At 38.8% G+C, this 17416-nt stretch carries 15 protein-coding genes; 13 read left to right on the plus strand and 2 right to left on the minus strand.

The genetic code is table 11. The features are described 5' to 3' along the window. Window positions 1-82 precede the first annotated feature (82 nt). Window positions 83-3733 (plus strand): DNA-directed RNA polymerase subunit beta', encoded by a 3651-nt coding sequence (gene rpoC / locus RK01_RS10900; RefSeq protein WP_016173333.1) that lies wholly within the window; start codon window positions 83-85, stop codon window positions 3731-3733. 179 nt (window positions 3734-3912) lie between these two features. After that, complete coding sequence (locus RK01_RS10905; protein ID WP_016173334.1) at window positions 3913-4830, plus strand: PTS sugar transporter subunit IIB; 918 nt, start codon at window positions 3913-3915, stop codon at window positions 4828-4830. Here RK01_RS10905 and RK01_RS10910 read toward each other — a convergent pair. Next, window positions 4801-5214: a helix-turn-helix domain-containing protein gene (locus RK01_RS10910; protein WP_016173335.1), complete on the minus strand. Its 414-nt coding sequence runs from the start codon at window positions 5212-5214 to the stop codon at window positions 4801-4803. The genes RK01_RS10905 and RK01_RS10910 overlap by 30 nt on opposite strands. A gap of 124 nt (window positions 5215-5338) precedes the next feature. Continuing rightward, on the minus strand, window positions 5339-6028 hold the full coding sequence (locus tag RK01_RS10915) for a prepilin peptidase (RefSeq protein WP_016173336.1): 690 nt from the start codon (window positions 6026-6028) through the stop codon (window positions 5339-5341). A 202-nt stretch (window positions 6029-6230) separates the two neighbouring features. Between RK01_RS10915 and RK01_RS10920 the strand changes: the two genes are divergently transcribed. The 11 genes from RK01_RS10920 to RK01_RS10970 all read left to right on the plus strand — a co-directional run bounded on the left by RK01_RS10920 (window position 6231) and on the right by RK01_RS10970 (window position 17343). Continuing rightward, window positions 6231-6938: a DUF5105 domain-containing protein gene (locus RK01_RS10920; protein ID WP_016173337.1), complete on the plus strand. Its 708-nt coding sequence runs from the start codon at window positions 6231-6233 to the stop codon at window positions 6936-6938. A gap of 150 nt (window positions 6939-7088) precedes the next feature. Then, entirely contained in the window at window positions 7089-7556 is a 468-nt protein-coding gene (locus tag RK01_RS10925) for a Dps family protein (RefSeq protein ID WP_016173338.1), read from the plus strand. 444 nt (window positions 7557-8000) lie between these two features. Next, on the plus strand, window positions 8001-10652 hold the full coding sequence (locus tag RK01_RS10930) for a pectate lyase-like adhesive domain-containing protein (RefSeq protein ID WP_016173339.1): 2652 nt from the start codon (window positions 8001-8003) through the stop codon (window positions 10650-10652). An 8-nt stretch (window positions 10653-10660) separates the two neighbouring features. Further along, window positions 10661-11014: a hypothetical protein gene (locus tag RK01_RS10935; RefSeq protein ID WP_016173340.1), complete on the plus strand. Its 354-nt coding sequence runs from the start codon at window positions 10661-10663 to the stop codon at window positions 11012-11014. A 25-nt stretch (window positions 11015-11039) separates the two neighbouring features. After that, window positions 11040-11714 carry a WxL domain-containing protein gene (locus tag RK01_RS10940; protein WP_016173341.1) on the plus strand — a complete coding sequence of 225 codons (675 nt, stop codon included), beginning with the start codon at window positions 11040-11042 and terminating at the stop codon, window positions 11712-11714. 48 nt (window positions 11715-11762) lie between these two features. Next, on the plus strand, window positions 11763-12545 hold the full coding sequence (locus RK01_RS10945) for a WxL domain-containing protein (RefSeq protein WP_016173342.1): 783 nt from the start codon (window positions 11763-11765) through the stop codon (window positions 12543-12545). A 20-nt stretch (window positions 12546-12565) separates the two neighbouring features. Further along, window positions 12566-13303, plus strand: coding sequence for a WxL domain-containing protein (locus RK01_RS10950; protein ID WP_016173343.1), 738 nt, complete (start codon window positions 12566-12568; stop codon window positions 13301-13303). A gap of 169 nt (window positions 13304-13472) precedes the next feature. Next, on the plus strand, window positions 13473-14564 hold the full coding sequence (locus RK01_RS10955; protein ID WP_016173344.1) for a WxLIP family cell surface protein: 1092 nt from the start codon (window positions 13473-13475) through the stop codon (window positions 14562-14564). Next, window positions 14539-15303 carry a class A sortase gene (locus RK01_RS10960; protein WP_016173345.1) on the plus strand — a complete coding sequence of 255 codons (765 nt, stop codon included), beginning with the start codon at window positions 14539-14541 and terminating at the stop codon, window positions 15301-15303. Before RK01_RS10955 ends, RK01_RS10960 begins: the two co-directional genes overlap by 26 nt. A gap of 11 nt (window positions 15304-15314) precedes the next feature. Next, on the plus strand, window positions 15315-15884 hold the full coding sequence (locus RK01_RS10965; protein ID WP_016173346.1) for a hypothetical protein: 570 nt from the start codon (window positions 15315-15317) through the stop codon (window positions 15882-15884). Next, window positions 15877-17343 carry a helix-turn-helix domain-containing protein gene (locus RK01_RS10970; protein ID WP_016173347.1) on the plus strand — a complete coding sequence of 489 codons (1467 nt, stop codon included), beginning with the start codon at window positions 15877-15879 and terminating at the stop codon, window positions 17341-17343. The genes RK01_RS10965 and RK01_RS10970 overlap by 8 nt, the downstream gene beginning before the upstream one ends. Window positions 17344-17416 lie beyond the last annotated feature (73 nt).

Consider the following 17416-nt stretch of genomic DNA (forward strand, 5'->3'; position numbering starts at 1 on the left):
CGGCTAAGTGTCAAAACTCCCTTAAAAGCTTACGTTTATATTCAGTTGCAACCCGCTAGAAATGAAATGGAGGGAACCCCTTTTGATCGATGTAAATAAATTCGAAAGCATGCAAATAGGTCTGGCATCTCCTGAGAAAATCAGAAGCTGGTCATACGGGGAAGTTAAAAAACCTGAGACCATCAACTACCGCACGCTAAAACCGGAACGGGAAGGTTTGTTTGACGAACGCATCTTCGGTCCTACTAAAGACTGGGAATGTGCTTGTGGTAAATACAAACGTATTCGTTACAAAGGCATCGTCTGTGACCGTTGTGGCGTGGAAGTAACACGCTCAAAAGTACGTCGTGAACGTATGGGTCATATTGAATTAGCTGCTCCGGTTTCACATATTTGGTATTTCAAAGGTATCCCATCACGGATGGGCTTAGTTTTAGACATGAGTCCACGGGCATTAGAAGAAGTTATTTACTTTGCTTCTTATGTCGTAATTGATCCAGGCGATACTTCATTAGAGAAAAAACAATTATTGACCGAAAGAGAATACCGTGAAAAACGAGATCAATATGGTCAAACATTCACTGCTGCTATGGGTGCTGAAGCAATTAAACAATTGTTAGACAGCGTTGATTTAGATGGCGAAGCAGCTGAATTAAAAGAAGAATTAAAAACTGCTTCTGGTCAAAAACGGACACGGGCAATCCGCCGTTTAGACATTTTGGAAGCTTTCCGCAAATCTGGCAACAAACCAAGCTGGATGGTAATGGATGTTATTCCTGTTATCCCGCCAGATCTACGCCCAATGGTGCAATTAGAAGGTGGCCGTTTTGCAACGAGTGACTTAAATGACTTGTACCGTCGTGTAATTAACCGTAACAACCGGTTAAAACGTTTATTAGATTTAAATGCACCTTCTATTATCGTGCAAAACGAAAAACGGATGTTACAAGAAGCCGTTGATGCGTTGATCGATAATGGTCGTCGCGGCCGTCCTGTTACAGGACCGGGTAACCGTCCATTAAAATCACTTTCTCATATGTTGAAAGGGAAACAAGGTCGTTTCCGTCAAAACTTATTAGGGAAACGTGTTGACTACTCTGGTCGTTCCGTTATCGTCGTTGGACCTTTCTTGAAAATGTATCAATGTGGTTTGCCAAAAGAAATGGCAATTGAATTGTTCAAACCATTTGTAATGAAAGAATTAGTTCAACGTGAAATTGCTTCTAACATCAAAAATGCCAAACGTAAAATCGAACGTATGGAAGATGAAGTCTGGGACGTTTTAGAAGACGTCATCAAAGAACACCCTGTTCTATTGAACCGGGCACCTACTTTGCACAGATTAGGTATCCAAGCCTTTGAACCAGTCTTAGTTGAAGGTCGCGCTATTCGTTTGCACCCATTAGTGTGTGAAGCCTACAATGCCGATTTCGATGGTGACCAAATGGCCGTTCACGTACCGTTAAATGACGAAGCACAAGCAGAAGCGCGGATGTTAATGTTAGCGGCACAAAACATCTTGAATCCAAAAGATGGTAAGCCAGTTGTAACTCCTTCTCAAGATATGGTCTTAGGGAACTATTACTTAACGATGGAAGAAGATGGCCGTGAAGGTGAAGGTATGATCTTCCGTGATATGGATGAAGCTGTGACTGCTTGGCGCAATGGCTACGTGCATTTACATTCACGTATTGCAGTTAACCCAAGAACTCTAGGGGACAAACCATTCACTGAAGAACAAAAAAATCGTTTAATGGTAACCACAGTTGGTAAAGTAATCTTTAACTCGATTATGCCACCAGAATTCCCTTACCTAAACGAACCAACCGATTTCAACTTGACGATTCAAACGCCAGATAAATACTTTGTGGAAGCTGGAACCGATATTCCAACCTTCATTAAAGAACAAGAACTCGTTGGACCATTCAAGAAGAAAAACTTAGGAAATATCATTGCCGAAGTCTTCAAACGTTTCAAAGTTACGGAAACTTCTAAAATGTTAGACCGCATGAAAGACTTAGGTTACAAACATTCAACTCATGCCGGTATCACAGTAGGTATTGCCGATATCATGGTTTTAGCTGAAAAACATGACATCATTGAAAATGCCCACAAACAAGTCGAAACCATTACCAAACAATTCCGTCGTGGTTTGATTACAGATGATGAACGTTATGAACGCGTTATTGGCGTTTGGAATGCTGCTAAAGATGAAATTCAACAAAAATTGATGGAATCCTTAGATGCCAAAAACCCAATCTTCATGATGAGTGACTCTGGTGCCCGTGGTAACATCTCCAACTTTACACAGCTTGCTGGTATGCGTGGTTTGATGGCGGCGCCAAATGGTCGAATCATGGAATTGCCAATCATCTCAAACTTCCGTGAAGGATTATCTGTCTTGGAAATGTTTATCTCCACTCACGGTGCCCGCAAAGGGATGACCGATACCGCCTTGAAGACTGCCGATTCTGGTTATCTTACACGTCGTTTAGTTGACGTGGCCCAAGACGTTATCATTCGTGAAGAAGATTGTGGCACAGACCGTGGTTTAGATATCAGCGCGATTCGCGAAGGTAACGAAATCATTGAATCACTAGAAGAACGTTTGGTTGGACGTTACACACGCAAGTCAGTCGTTAATCCTGAAACTGGTGAAATCATGCTAGGCTCAGATGCTTTAATTACAGAAGATCTTGCAAGACAAATCGTTGACGCCGGGATTGAAACTGTTTCAATTCGTTCGGTCTTCACATGTAATACCAAACATGGTGTATGTAAACATTGTTATGGCCGTAACTTGGCAACAGGTGCTGAAGTTGAAGTTGGTGAAGCAGTTGGTACTATCGCTGCCCAATCAATTGGTGAACCAGGTACTCAGTTAACCATGCGTACATTCCATACCGGTGGGGTTGCCGGGGACGATATTACCCAAGGTCTTCCTCGTGTCCAAGAAATTTTTGAAGCCCGTAATCCAAAAGGACAAGCGGTCATCACCGAAGTTACGGGTGAAGTAATTGAAATTGCTGAAGATGCTGCAACTCGCAGTAAAGAAGTGACAATCAAAGGCACGACCGATACACGGACATACACTGTTCCTTATACAGCCCGTATGAAAGTGGCAGAAGGAGATTACATCCATCGTGGTGCACCTCTAACTGAAGGTTCTATCGATCCTAAACAATTGTTACAAGTTCGCGATGTTTTATCTGTTGAAAACTACCTATTACGTGAAGTACAACGTGTTTACCGTATGCAAGGGGTAGAAATCGGCGATAAACATATCGAAGTGATGGTTCGTCAAATGTTGCGTAAAGTTCGCGTAATGGACCCAGGTGATACTGAAATCTTACCAGGTACATTATTAGACATTGCCGACTTTAAAGACCAAAACTACAACACATTGGTTGCTGGTGGCGTACCAGCAACATCTCGTCCAGTGTTACTAGGGATTACCAAAGCATCATTAGAAACAAACAGTTTCTTATCTGCTGCGTCATTCCAAGAAACAACACGGGTGTTAACAGACGCTGCTATTCGTGGCAAACGTGATCCATTGCTAGGTCTAAAAGAAAATGTTATCATCGGGAAAATTATTCCTGCTGGTACTGGTATGGCACGTTACCGCAATATGGAACCAAAAGAAGTCACTGTGGCTTCTGAAAATGTCTATAGTATTTCTGACATCGAAGCACAAATGGCTGCTGAAGATGCATTAAATAATCAAGACTAATTTAAAGGCCTCCTGTTTTAAACAGGAGGCCTTTTTGTCTGGTGAAAAGTTAATTTGTGGCTGCCTCAAAAATTTTAAAGAGTCGCTCCTTTTTAACGCAAAAAAACATATTGAACCGAAAGAAAGCAAAATATGCTATACTCTCTGTAACGAATTCGTGACAAAGAGGTGGAGTGGAGATGTTTATTTACGTTGGCTGTTCTGGTGGCGGTACTTCCAGTATGTTTTGCCAAAAAATGGTAAAAGAGATTGCCAAGCAAGGAAATTTGAGTGCAGTATTTACCGATGTAACAACGGCTTTTTTAAAACGGCGAGAATATGGTAATGCCTATGATTTAGTTTTTGTGTATGGGGGTATTGGTATGATTACCCAAAATACGGTTGATGATTTTGGGCGATTGTTTGATGTGGTTTTTGTAGCGCCGCAAGTACGATTTTTAACGGAATCAATCCAAAAGTTATTAAAGAATTTTCCAACTATTGTGAAAGATATTCCTATGAAAATCTTTGGAAAAATGAACGCTTATGATGCTTATGATTTACTTTTAGAAGAATTAATTTTTTTAGATGAAAAAAGAGCTTATCAATCGGATATGGTCACAGTTACCAAAGCACAGGATAAGGATATTGAAATACTAGTAGTGGGAGGCAGTAGTCAGGAGAAATATTTTAAAAAACAATTTAGCCAATGGGAAAAGCAAGAAATTCTATTTTCGACTGAGCGTTTTTCTCTAATCGGACTTTATGATTTTCAACCGCAAGAAGATGTTTGTTTGCGATTGTTATTTTGCAATGGTGGCCAAATTAAAGAAGAAGAGTTAGCGCAACTGACGCGGCGAATTGATGGCGTATGGTTAATGCCAGCTGCTTATTTAGGTTTTGAAAAAAAGTTAAAATGGTTTGAGGAGTATCAAATTCCTGTTTTTAGTCCTTCTTTTGAAGAAGTAAAAGACAGCTTTGAAAAAGATTTAGTGACTGACTTTTTACTCACAGTAGAGCAATACGCAGCTGCAGCAACTCAAAAAAGTGTCGCGTTACATGAAAATGTACAATTAAAGCCGCGCAAATCATTTTTGAATATTATCAGCTGGGGGTAAAAGATTCGCTACACGCACCCACTGTAAAAAATCTTTTTCGTGTTGAAAAAGATATAAAATGCGTTCTTTGCCTAAAATATATTCTGTGATTTGAAGTTGTTTCCCAGATTTTAAAGCAGCTTGAATAACTTTGAGTTGGTCTGCTTTATTTTCTTGCAGTCCTTTAGTTAAAGCGTTTAAACTTAAACGTAAATTTTCCTGTGGTGGAAAACCAAAAACGCGAACCATCGCATCGTAAGTTGTTAACCAAACGGTGCCGCTTTTACGAACTTCACCGTCAAGAAATTTGCCCCGCAAGGCAGCTTGTCGGATTGTACTGCCGTTGGCTAATCCCCATTTTTGAGCTGCTTCGGTGAAGGTTAAGACTTGATTCAAATCGATCACAGGCTTTCACGTCCTTTCTCTATCATTTTAGCCTAAGGGTGCCAAGATGAAAAGACGAGAAAACAAAAAGGAGAAGATAGTCAAAAACTGCAGCAATTTACATCTCATGATAAAATAAAGACAATCAGAAGTTTTTAAGCACACATGCAACTACAAATAATCCCCCACTTAAAAAAGGGATAAAGGGCAGCGTGTCGGTATGTTTTTTTACTATTTTGGCGCCTAAAAAGTAAAGCAGACCCAAGCTGCTGCTAATTAACAACAGGAGACAGAACTGGCGAAAAGAAAGCCAAGGACTCCAAGCAAGTAATAAATATAAATCGCCAGCTCCTATTTTATTTTGATAATAACGGAGAAAAAAGCAGGCGAGAAGTCCACAATAAAGTAGCGTTTCCCAATGAAAGACCGAATGTAAGCTAAACTGAGCGCACCACAGCAGGAAAGTTGTCCCAAAAAAGATTTTGCTATCTAATGTTTGCGTATAAATATCAACGATGCTTAACAGCCAGGCAGTATAGAGCCAAAACACGAGTAATAAAGAGGTAGGCAGAATTTTAGCGGGTAAACAAAGTAAAAATACTAACCCGCAACTCAATTCTGCCCAAAAATAAGTGCTGGAAAATTTGACGTGACAATGACGACAGCGTCCAGATTGGATTAAAAAGCTGAAGAGGGGAATCAGTTCGTACCACGTGAGCTTACTTTTACAAGCTGTACAATGAGAAGGCGGCCATGCCGAAGAAATTCCTGCCATATGCCGGGTTATGAGAAGATAGCCAAATGAACCAAAACAACATCCGATAATAAATGTCATAGCAATTCTCCTTTCAAAAGAAGATACGCAAAAAAATTGATTTTATTTTGGCACAATTTTATTAGGTTGAAGATTAACTGAGGTAGCGCAATAGTTGGCAAAACAATTTTCTATCAAAGAATAATAAAAGTGAATTGATTATGTGACGGGCATAAAAATTTGTAAAACTTGTTGTAAGGATCAAAAAAAGAGGTGGGAGAAAATGAAGAAACGAAGTATTTTTTTGATGGTTTTAATGGCGTTTATTTTAGGTGGTTGTAGTCGCGCCATTCCGGCAGAAGATGCAGGAAAATTATTTGTTGATCGCGTAGTGTACGATAAGGACACCGAAAAATTTACCGAAAATTTTGCCAATGGGGAAGAGTTAAATAAAGGTTTTAAAGAAAATGAAAAAAATTTCAAAGACAATTTTACTGCAGGTCTAATCAGTGTTGGAGATGTGGTACCAGAAGACAAGGCAGATGAGTTAACCACATTGCTAAATAAGCAAATTAAAGACGTGACTTCTTATCAAGTGGAGATTAAAGCAGCTGGCAAAATCTCCAATGTCACTTATGAAGTTAAAGGGTTGGACTTTGCGGCAATCATGAAAGAAACGTCAAAGGGAATAACCAAAAAAATGATCGCGGACAATAAATTGGCTAGTGATCAAAATAAAATAATCGAAGAAACGCTTGCTTTATTAAAGGAAAATATTCAAAAAGCCAAAGCCAAAGAAAAAGCCGTGCCGATTATGATAGAAATGAAACCCGAAAAGGGCAAATGGACCGTTGTAAGAGGTCAAAGAGAACAAATTAATAACTTGTATTTTGCTTTTGTGGCGGGAGTCAAAGACCAAGAAGCATTGACAAATGAGTGGAATCAAGCAATGGCAGAAGTTGTAAAAGAAGTTCAAGAAGAATTGAAATAAAAAAAGAGGGATTTTCAGTGAAGATTCAGTAAATTTACTTATTTTTCTAAAGTCATCCCTTATTTGAAATAACGCATGAAGTGTTTTGTTGTACTTTTTTTTAATTTCGTACTATGATTTTAATGTAAACAATTTGAAGGAGGATGCGAAATGAAATTTGCAAAAACAAAAGAAGTATTAAACCAATTAGTGGCAGATTTAAGTCAAATGTCTATGGTTATTCATCAAACACACTGGTACATGCGAGGACCTGGTTTCTTAACATTACACCCAATGATGGATGATTTCATGGATGATGTGAACGCACAATTAGATGAAATATCTGAACGTTTAATCACATTAGATGGCTCTCCTTTTTCTACTTTGAAAGAAATGGCTGACAACACTAAAATTCCAGATGAAGTAGGCCGTTGGGATCGGACAATGGAAGAACGTTTGACTACTTTAGTAGAAGGTTACCGCTATTTAGCTGACTTGTATCAAAAAGGGATTGAAGTATCAGGTGAAGAAGGCGACGATCCAACTCAAGATATTTTCATCGAATTTAAAACAGCAACAGAAAAACGTATTTGGATGATTCAAGCACATTTAGGTAAAGCACCTGAAATTGATGCTTAAAATGAAATAAAAAAAGACTCAGCCTGTGGGCTGAGTCTTTTTTTAATAGGTAAAAGGTCTATTTTTTTTGATAAAATTTATATTTTTTTAGCTTAAATTGCATTTTTTTTATTTTTTTTAGGAAAATTTAATTTTATTTTGGTATAGCTGGTAATTTGTTTGTCTTACAAAGTAATTTTAGCTTTTTTTTGGTTGTTTTATTTTTGCGAATAATAAAATAATGAAAAAATAAACTTGGGGTCTGAGATCTAAATAGTTAAAACCGCCGTAATATAACTTTTGTCATCCAAAATGATTCTATTAAAGAAAACTAATTTTGGTTTTTTGATTTTAGGCCATTTCAACATTTATTATAAGAAAAATGTCATTTTAAATAAAAAAAAATATAGAAATAGAAGAAATGATGTGATAATATTTAGACCGTGAAGGAGGTGAATGAAAAAGATGTGGGTAAAAATGAAAATTTTATTATTTTCTATTTTGCTTTCTAATGTATTTATTGCACCCATAAGTGAAGCAACTGCGACTTCAGAAAATTCTATAGCAGACATCCCCCCTCAGACTGAAGAAAGTGGGGACGTCTCATCATTACAAAGTAGTACAGGTGAAATGACAGCTACAACCTCGTCTAGTTTGGCAACTACTTCAGAGGAAAATTCAACGGCCAGTACAACGAGTTCGACTACTGAGAAAAAGACTTCCTCTGCTGAAAGTGAAACAAGTGACAGTACGATAACAAAACCTAAAAAATCAGCACGTTTAGCGGCAAATGAAGCAGAAGTAAATAATTGGGCGGATTTTGTCAGTGCGATTCAAAATGAGACCATTACAAAAATTATTTTGACAGCGAGTTTTGACAATCCGAGTTCATCAGACAGCTCTTTATCGGGGTATGTCCGTAAAAATGACTTAGAAATTGACGGGCGCAATTATCGAGTCGATTTTAAAAATTCATCGATTCAATTGGGTGCGCCACAAAATGCGATTGGAAACTTTCATATGCACGATATTGTCTTGAATCAACGATATGGGGGTGCTTCTTCAGAAGATATTGTCGGCACTCGGCTGAACAATACCAATGGTGCCAAATGGAAATATCGGTTTGGTAATATCACAACAGAGCCCGGCGTGCAACGTTTGGCTCGAGCGTCTTATTCCGAAGTTCGTGTTTATGGCAAGATGGATATTGATACACGGGCGGAAAATTTTTATTTAGGTAGTCTCATTATGGAAGACGGAACGCAATATAAGGGAAACGTGAACAACTATGACTTTTCTATTTTTTGGTACAACGTAACAGCTAGTAATACTTCAACAGGTGCCTCACGAGAATTTACGATTGGTAAAAATTGTTATGTTGAAGCGGGCCAAACGCAGACTGGTGGACGAACTTATCCCGCTGTTTACAGTCATTATTTAGCGATAACGGTAGGAGAGAATAGTGTCTTTAACGTTGATATGCCAGGAAATGCGGTGCGGTTTGACGATAATGGCGCAGGGATGACCATTAAAAAAGGTGCGGTGGTGAATTTAACTAGTAAACAAGCATCGGGTTCTGTGGTGGCATTTAGTAATGACAATACGTATTTAATAGCTGATCCGGGAAGCTATTTTTATGTCATTGGCACTAGTAGTCAGCCTTTAATTAATTTGGCAGCGAATGGTTTAGGAACGGGTAGTGTGATTCGTTCGGGGAATAGTTTTACTTTGAATAGTCCGGCACAATACGATTTGCGTAATTTGAATAATAGCCAAAGCGCGGTGAACGTAGCTTATCTAAATCGTAGTGAAAATAGCTTTAATATTTTAGATTCTGATATTGATTTGTGGAAAGTTGGTGTACCGGTTTTGGGCCCTTCAAGTGAAACGTATGCCAAAGTCCAAAATCTAAATGTTGTGGGGAGTGGAACAAGAGAAGTTGTCACCACCTCAGATGCTGGTTTGCAACAGTTCAAACAAGCCAACTATCGCCGCGTTTCAGGGATGAATCAAAATCCTAAAATTGAGTGGACGCCAGTGACAGATGCCGATCGCACGATTAAAGGACGTGTGATTATTGGGGAAGTACCAGATAATAACGGCTTAGTGAATGGGGAGATTCATTATATACCAGTTTATGCTTCAGAAAATCAAGCGAATGTAACGTTAACTGATACTTACGGTAATGTACATGAAAATTTAATGACGGATTCCGAAGGTTATATTACGTATACAGACGTGAGCAATCCCGCCCAATTTCAAAAAGCTGGTGAAAAAATAACGGGGATTGCAAAAAGAGGTCCTTGGGTAACGCCAGAGGCCATCGCAACGACAGTCTTAGATGTTACACCACCAGAACCCGCTAAAGTCGATAATTCGGACGCCATCCAAAGTATTACGACAAAATTAACGGGCACTGGAGAACCTAACAGTATTATAACACTAACAGTAAATGATCAGCCACAAGCAATTCCAGCGCAAATGGTGAATGAAGACGGAAAATGGGAAATTGACATTTCCAGTCTTACTATAACTCGGGGTGACGTTATTCAAGTTTTTTTACAAGATCAAAGCGGTCTGGCAACCCAACTCAGTGAATCACAAAGACCAAGTACCAATAATGCGATTGGAAATATTAATCCTGCTACAGATATGAATTATCGGGATGCTACTTTTAAAGCAGCCACAAAAGTTACCGTCGTCGGCTATCTATCACTAACAGCAGTACCAGATAGATTGGAATTTGGTACCAATCAGATTTCCAATCAAAATCAATATTATCAGCCAACGGTTGTAGGAAAACTGATTGTCTCTGATACAAGAGGTGGGGCCAAAAAGCCTTGGCGTTTAACCTTGCATCAGGCAGAAACGTTAAAAAACGGAACAGTATCATTAGAAAATGCCTTATCTTACACCTCCTCACTGGGGAAAAAGCAGATTACAGCGGCGACTCAAATAGTAGAATCCGGTGAATTCACAAGCGATGGCAGCAAAGAAATTTCAGCAAATTGGACGGGAAACAATGGATTTGAACTAACCGTTCCAGTTGAAAAACAACGTATTGGTGAATATACCGGAAAATTATCGTGGCAGCTAGAAGATGTTCCAGGAAATTAGGTGAGTAGATGAAAAAAATACTAATTAGCGGCGTTATAACAATTTGGTGGTTATTCACGGCTGTACCTGTCTTTGCCACCGCGGGCAACTATGATAGTAATACTGCCACTTCCTTTTACGGGCAATATGAGTATCAAGATCAAAACCCAAAAGATGCAAAAGAAGGAACAAACTTGACTCCAGGCAATCCGACTCCCAACTATGCCAGTTCTTTACCAGCATATAAGGGACAAGAAGTGATTATTCCCTTGACGGGGGACATTTCCTATCATCTAACTTCTGGAATCGGAATAAGTATGTTGCTGCTGATTTTTTTCAAATTAAAAGGAGGCGGGAATACTGAAAAATTTTCAAATTATTAGTCTTCTTTGCCTTATTACTTTTATTTTGACTAGCGGTGGGAACGCTGAAGCTTCAGAGACAGCTACACACCTGAATTATCAAAGTAATGAAGATGCACTGATAAAACCATTGGATCCCTTGTTACCCGATCCGGCAAAACCGGTATCTCCCGTTGACCCCACTGATCCTAATGGTCCAGCTACTGGTATAGGCGGAAGCCTTTCTTTAGATTTTGCCTCAAGTTTTCAGTTTGGACAGCAGGCAATTTCTACAAAAGATAAAACTTATTATGCCCAGGCGCAAGAATATGTGACAGCTGCTGGTCTAAAAACAAGTGGCCCTAACTACGTACAAGTCACAGATATTCGCGGAACCGGCAGTGGTTGGCGCCTAGCAGTTAAACAAACAGCACAGTTTCAAAGCGCAACAGGAAAAGTACTAAAAGGAGCCGAACTTTCTTTTCAACAAGGCGAAATGGTTTCAAATTTGTCAGCTGACTTAGCACCGACTGCTGTATCTTCATTTACTTTACCTCTTAATAGTGAAGTAGATGTAATAACCGCTCAAGCAGAAAAAGGAATGGGCACTTGGCTGTATCGCTTTGGCAATGATGAGGCAACAGGTGTAAAGGGAATTTCATTGCGTGTGCCCGGCAAAACAGTTAAATACGCCCAGCGATATCAAACGGCATTGACGTGGACACTCAAAGATGTGCCATAGCATAAGTGAAGAACGAAAAATAAAGAAATTGAAAAAGGAGTAGTGAAGATGAAAAATATCCGTTTTATGACAGTTACGACAATTGCGGTACTATCGCTTTCTTTAGTGGGTGGCATTGCTTCTCATGCAGCGACAACAGCTGAATACAATTCAAATGGGGTTGTCGAGTTTATCCCTAATCCTGATCCAACAAAACCTGTTGATCCAACAAATCCCGACCCCACGAATCCTGTTGACCCCGTTGACCCAACAGATCCCAATGGCCCCAACCCTGGTATGGATGGTCCATTATCCATCGATTATGCTTCAAGTCTGGATTTTGGGGTTAATAAAATTACCAATAGTGATCAAGTGTATTACGCTCGGGCGCAACAATATAAAGACGGTCGTAGCGCAACACCTAACTATGTTCAGATTTCAGATAATCGGGGGAATAATGCCGGTTGGACTTTAACCGTAAAACAAAACGGCCAATTCAAAGCCGGCAGTACGTTAAATGATACGTTAACTGGTTCGGTTGTAAAATTTGTGACACCAACAGTTGCCAGCAACTCGACAGCGACTTATCCGACAGCGGCTAATGAAATTACTTTAAATCCAGATGGAAGTGAAAGTTTAGTCATGTCCGCTAAAACAGGGGAAGGCGCTGGAACTTATGTGGATCGCTGGGGATCAGTAGAAACGGTGAAAGAAAAAGATAAAGCCGGCAATGAAGTAGACAGCGAAGTCACTAAAGCTATTACTTTATCTGTTCCTGGCAGCACGCCAAAAGATGCTGTGAAATATAGCACTACACTAACATGGAGTTTGTCTGACGTACCGGCAAATTAATTAAAAAGGAGTATACAATCATGAAAAAAATGGGTTATTTATTTTTAGCAACTAGCATTTTAGCTGGTATGGCAGTTAGCAGCACGACCGCATTTGCGGCCAATGGGGCAAATTATGATTCAAATGGGGTGATTACCTTTACCCCGAATGAAGATATTACGGATCCGGTTGATCCAATTGATCCAACCAATCCCGTTAAGCCGGTTGATCCTACTGATCCAAACGGGCCTAATCCTGGTACAGCAGGTCCTTTATCCATTGACTATGCCTCAAGTTTGGATTTTGGTTCCCAAAAAATTACCTCAAAAAATGAAATCTATAAAGCGAAAGCACAAAAATATTTGGATAAAGATAATGTAGAAAAAACCGGTCCTAACTTCGTTCAAGTAACGGATAATCGGGGAACAGAAGCCGGCTGGACCTTACAAATGAAACAAAATCATCAATTTAAGACAGCCGATGATGAAGTATTGACAGGAGCAGAAGTTACTTTTAAAAACGGGAATGTCGTCACTGCTTCTGATTCAGCCAAACCAACGGGACAAGGGACAATTATTGCAGATCCAAATGGGGCATTACAAGATGTTATGGCCGCTAAAGCAGGACAAGGTGCCGGAACCTACTTGTTGGATTGGGGCACTGATGCCGCAACTGCTGCTGATAGTATTGAACTTAGTGTGCCAGGTTCTACAACCAAATATGCCAAAGAATATACCACAACATTTACTTGGGTTTTAACAGATGCCCCTGGTAATTAAAAGCGATAAAAGAGTAATCCAAAACACAATAGAATAAGTATTCCCGAATAAGGGAGAATAAAAAAGACAACCTGCAAAAAAGTTCGCTTTTTTCAAGTTGGGTCTTTCTTCTTCCTTGTTCGGGTCTTCTGTGTTGTATGTCTCTTTTTTACTGAAAGGATTAAATGAAATGAAGTTTAAAAAGCTAATTGTACTTGTCACCATTGCTTTTGGCTGTGTACTATTCCCACAGCCAAATTTTGCTGCGGAATTCAATTTTGCAGTTACACCGCAGGCATCTGCTAATCAAATAGATAAAACCAAAACATACTTTGATTTGTTATTGGCACCAAACCAAACAGATGAATTAAGCGTGAACTTACGTAATGATACGGCCCAAAAAGTTGTCGTCGAAGCTCAAATCAATAGTGCGACCACCAATAGTAATGGTGTGGTGGAATATAGCCCCAATACGATTAAAGCTGATCAAACGCTCAAATATAATATGAAAGATTTGGCAAAAGCACCTAGTGAAATAACGCTGCCGCCTCATTCTGCTGCTGAATATAAAGTAAAACTAAAAATGCCGAATGAAAAGTTTGCCGGGGTTATTGCAGGGGGGATTACTTTTAGAGAAAAAACTGCAGAAAAGAAAAAAGAAGATGCTAGTCAAGAGGATAAAGGTTTAGCAATAAAAAATGAGTATTCTTATGTTGTTGCCCTTTTAATGCGGCAAACAACGAAGAATGGCACTCCCGATTTGAAATTAACCCAAGTAGCAGCCAATCAGCGGAATGCACGAAATGTTATTCAAGGGAATTTACAAAATCCTAATCCTACTTATCTAAATCAATTGGCAACCAAAACGACCATTACAAAAAAGGATAGTGACAAAGCGCTTTTCACCTCAGAACAAATGGGGATGCAAATGGCGCCTAATTCTAATTTTGATTTAGCCGTTGCTTTAAATGGCGAGCCACTAAAAGCAGGTCAGTATACCATGAAAATAGAAGCTTTTGGACAAGAAAATCCGCAAGGCCAATACCAGTTTAAAGGTAGCGGAGCTAAAACAAAGTATGAATATCACTGGGTACTGGCAAAAGACTTTGAAATTAAAGCGGAAGTAGCCAAAAAATTAAATGATACCGACGTTACGATTAAAAAGGACTACACTTGGCTGTATATTCTAATTGGGCTCCTACTATTGCTGCTTATTCTTTTAATCGTTGTACTTTGGCGCAAAAAGAAAAATAAAGATGATGAAACCACAAATCCGGATTAGTCTGATTTTATTGTACTGTGTAGCGGTTTTTTTGCTCTTTTTACCCTTTTTAAAGCAGGCGCTACTCATCTATCAAGCAGAAAATATCACAATCACAGCAGCTTCTTCAAAAGAAGTAGTAAATCCTGTTCCGCTGGAAGCAGTTCAACCGCCTGATTTAGCTGATGTGTTAGCTTTTAAGAAAAATACCGACTTTCAGGCAATGGGCAACATTGTCATTCCAGCTTTAGAAATGAGCGTGCCGGTTTTTAATGGCATTACGAATCAAAATCTATTAGTTGGCGCCGGTAGTCTATTTCCTGAACGGCAACCATACAACCATAATATGGTGCTGATTGGCCATCATTTGGGATGGGAGAATTTATTATTTGGTAAATTATTGCAAATAAAATTAGGAGATAGTATTTATTTGCGTTATGAAGGGAAAATTTATCAATATGTGGTGAAAGAAACCACATTGGTACATCAAACAGAACTACAAGTATTAGATGATCATCAACAAACAGAAATTACGTTAATTACTTGTGATAAACCGACTCAAACGCAATGGCGTTTTGTCGTGCGGGGACAACAGGTGCAAAAAAGCACCCAGAGTCTTGCGCAAATTAGACAGCAGGAAAAAACGATTGTGCAGAAAAATCAGCACCACAATCAAAGTTATGCTCTTTTTGTGGTCTTGTCGCTTTTTCTTTGCCTTTTATTGGGGATAATCACGATTAAAAAAATCAGTTCAGAATAAGGGGGGATAAAATGAAAAAAAAGACGTATTCTGTATTTTTAGCATTAGGTGCTTCTGTTTTCTTATTTTCCGAACACGCTTTGGCTCATACAGTCATTTATGATCCCTTAAATCCTAAAAATGCGATTACACCGATTGCTAACGAGGAAACGCAATCCAGTACAGACAATAAGCAAACAAAAGCACAGCTAGCCTTAGATAATCCTAAAAAGCAGTCTGTCTCAGCAAAAAAAGTAGGGAATCATCTTGCGACAGACAAAGATAAGGGGCCAAAGGCTAGCCGCAATTCCGCTTATTTATCAAATCGGCCAGTAAAAAATAAGAAAGCTAAATGGGCTGAAAATCCAGCATATATGCCACCCTACCATGCCCAGGCGAAAAATAATGTCTTAATTTTAGATGAGGAATTTTTTGCGCCAGCGACAATTGTGGCATTACCGCCAGAAGGAAATCACAAATCAGGTAATGCTATTCATGAATGGACCGAAATTGCACAAAGCGCCTATTTATTATCTGGATTAGTATTATATGGCGAAAAAAGTGGCGAATTAGCAGTAGGGAGGGCTGAATTTGTTGGCTGAATTTTTAGCAAAAGAAGAGTGGCGTAAATATCAGATTGTAAAAAAATTGGAACGCAGCCCGTATTTTGCCATCCCGAAAAAAGAATTGATGGAAGATTTAGGAATATCAAATTACGTCTTGAAAAGTTTGATCGATCAACTCATTTTAGACTTAGAACACTATCAGCTGGCTGAGGAAATTCATATTTTTATTGAAGAACCTTTTTTACAGATGGAGATTACTGGTACCGCAAGTTCAGAAAGTTTATTGGAAAAGTATGTCGCAGCCTCTACCAGTTTTCAAATTTTAGCCGGATCTGCTTTAGGGCTGTTCAAATCTTTAAATGAACTTTCTGAAAAAAAGATGATCAGTTATCCCATTGCCCATAGTAATTATAAAAATTTAAATGCCTATTTAAATCAGTTTGGCATGACTATCGATAAAAAATTTCGCTTAACAGGTCAAAGTGAAAAGAATGTGCGGTTATTTTTAACTGAACTATTTGCTCGTATTTTCAAAAATCAGCAAGTAATTTATGATTCAGCTGATAAAAGTCTGATTGAAGCCAAGTTGGCTACATTGAAAATCAGCAAGCTGACTATCCATCAAAAAATTAAGCTCATGCACTATCTTTACGTCACCAATTTACGTATCCAACAAAAATGTTATGTACAAGAACAACAGCTCACAATATTGCCTGCTGATATTTGGCTAAAGGAAATTGCAACGCCCTTTTTTTACCGTGTGCCTGAGGAATGGCGAAAATCAGAAGTAACTGCTTTTTTCTGTTATTATGGGGCACTAGCAAAAGAAGTGGGGATGACATTTCACTTAACGAAAAATTTACAGATTACACAGTGGAGTCAAAATTTGGCTGCGCAATTGCTCCAAGCATTCCCTAAATTGAGGCAAGCTCAAGAAAGTCAGGCTGACTTTTTGTCCCGCTGTAATTTCTTGCATTTTCAACTGTTGGAAACAAGCTCGGCTTATGAAAGTATTCAGCCAGAAATTAATATTGTCTATTTTCAGCAAAATTATCCCGGCGTCCTGGCATTTTGTCGGGATTATATTACAAGTATTCAAACTGTCTTTCCCACTTTATATCAAAAGAAGAAAAACTTGCTGTTACAATATTTATTTTTAATTTTGGATACATTTCCCAAGCACTTGTTGATTGAAGCAATTAATGTGTACGTTGACTTTTCTTATGGCGATTTGTATAACCACTTTATTGCTAAAAACTTAGATTTTTTCCAACAAGTAGGCACAAAAATTACTAATGATATTGCGGAAGCGGATATTTTATTAACGGATTCCCGTGAATTAGGCGAAATTTGTCAAAGGGATTGCGTTGTCTGGTTAGCGCCGCCCCGACCTTTAGATTGGGCGAACTTAGCGCAAAAAGTTATTCATAAAAGAGAAACAAAATACAGTGGGGATTGCCTTCCAACGAGTCCCGCTGAAGACATTTCTAAATAATAGTAGCAAATTTCGATGGGGAAAATTTGCTACTATTATTTATTTTATACATTCACAATCGACTGTATTTTGT

The sequence above is a fragment of the Enterococcus dispar ATCC 51266 genome (assembly GCF_000406945.1).
Taxonomy (GTDB): Bacteria; Bacillota; Bacilli; order Lactobacillales; family Enterococcaceae; genus Enterococcus_C; species Enterococcus_C dispar.

Bases quoted from the DNA above. Each gene is read 5' to 3' on its own strand.
- RK01_RS10960 (WP_016173345.1), top strand. From the start codon at position 14,539: ATGATGAAACCACAAATCCGGATTAGTCTGATTTTATTGTACTGTGTA.
- RK01_RS10945 (WP_016173342.1), top strand. From the start codon at position 11,763: ATGAAAAATATCCGTTTTATGACAGTTACGACAATTGCGGTACTATCG.
- RK01_RS10915 (WP_016173336.1), bottom strand. From the start codon at position 6,028: ATGACATTTATTATCGGATGTTGTTTTGGTTCATTTGGCTATCTTCTC.
- RK01_RS10950 (WP_016173343.1), top strand. From the start codon at position 12,566: ATGAAAAAAATGGGTTATTTATTTTTAGCAACTAGCATTTTAGCTGGT.
- RK01_RS10925 (WP_016173338.1), top strand. From the start codon at position 7,089: ATGAAATTTGCAAAAACAAAAGAAGTATTAAACCAATTAGTGGCAGAT.
- RK01_RS10935 (WP_016173340.1), top strand. From the start codon at position 10,661: ATGAAAAAAATACTAATTAGCGGCGTTATAACAATTTGGTGGTTATTC.
- RK01_RS10930 (WP_016173339.1), top strand. From the start codon at position 8,001: ATGTGGGTAAAAATGAAAATTTTATTATTTTCTATTTTGCTTTCTAAT.
- RK01_RS10965 (WP_016173346.1), top strand. From the start codon at position 15,315: ATGAAAAAAAAGACGTATTCTGTATTTTTAGCATTAGGTGCTTCTGTT.
- RK01_RS10920 (WP_016173337.1), top strand. From the start codon at position 6,231: ATGAAGAAACGAAGTATTTTTTTGATGGTTTTAATGGCGTTTATTTTA.
- RK01_RS10905 (WP_016173334.1), top strand. From the start codon at position 3,913: ATGTTTATTTACGTTGGCTGTTCTGGTGGCGGTACTTCCAGTATGTTT.
- RK01_RS10955 (WP_016173344.1), top strand. From the start codon at position 13,473: ATGAAGTTTAAAAAGCTAATTGTACTTGTCACCATTGCTTTTGGCTGT.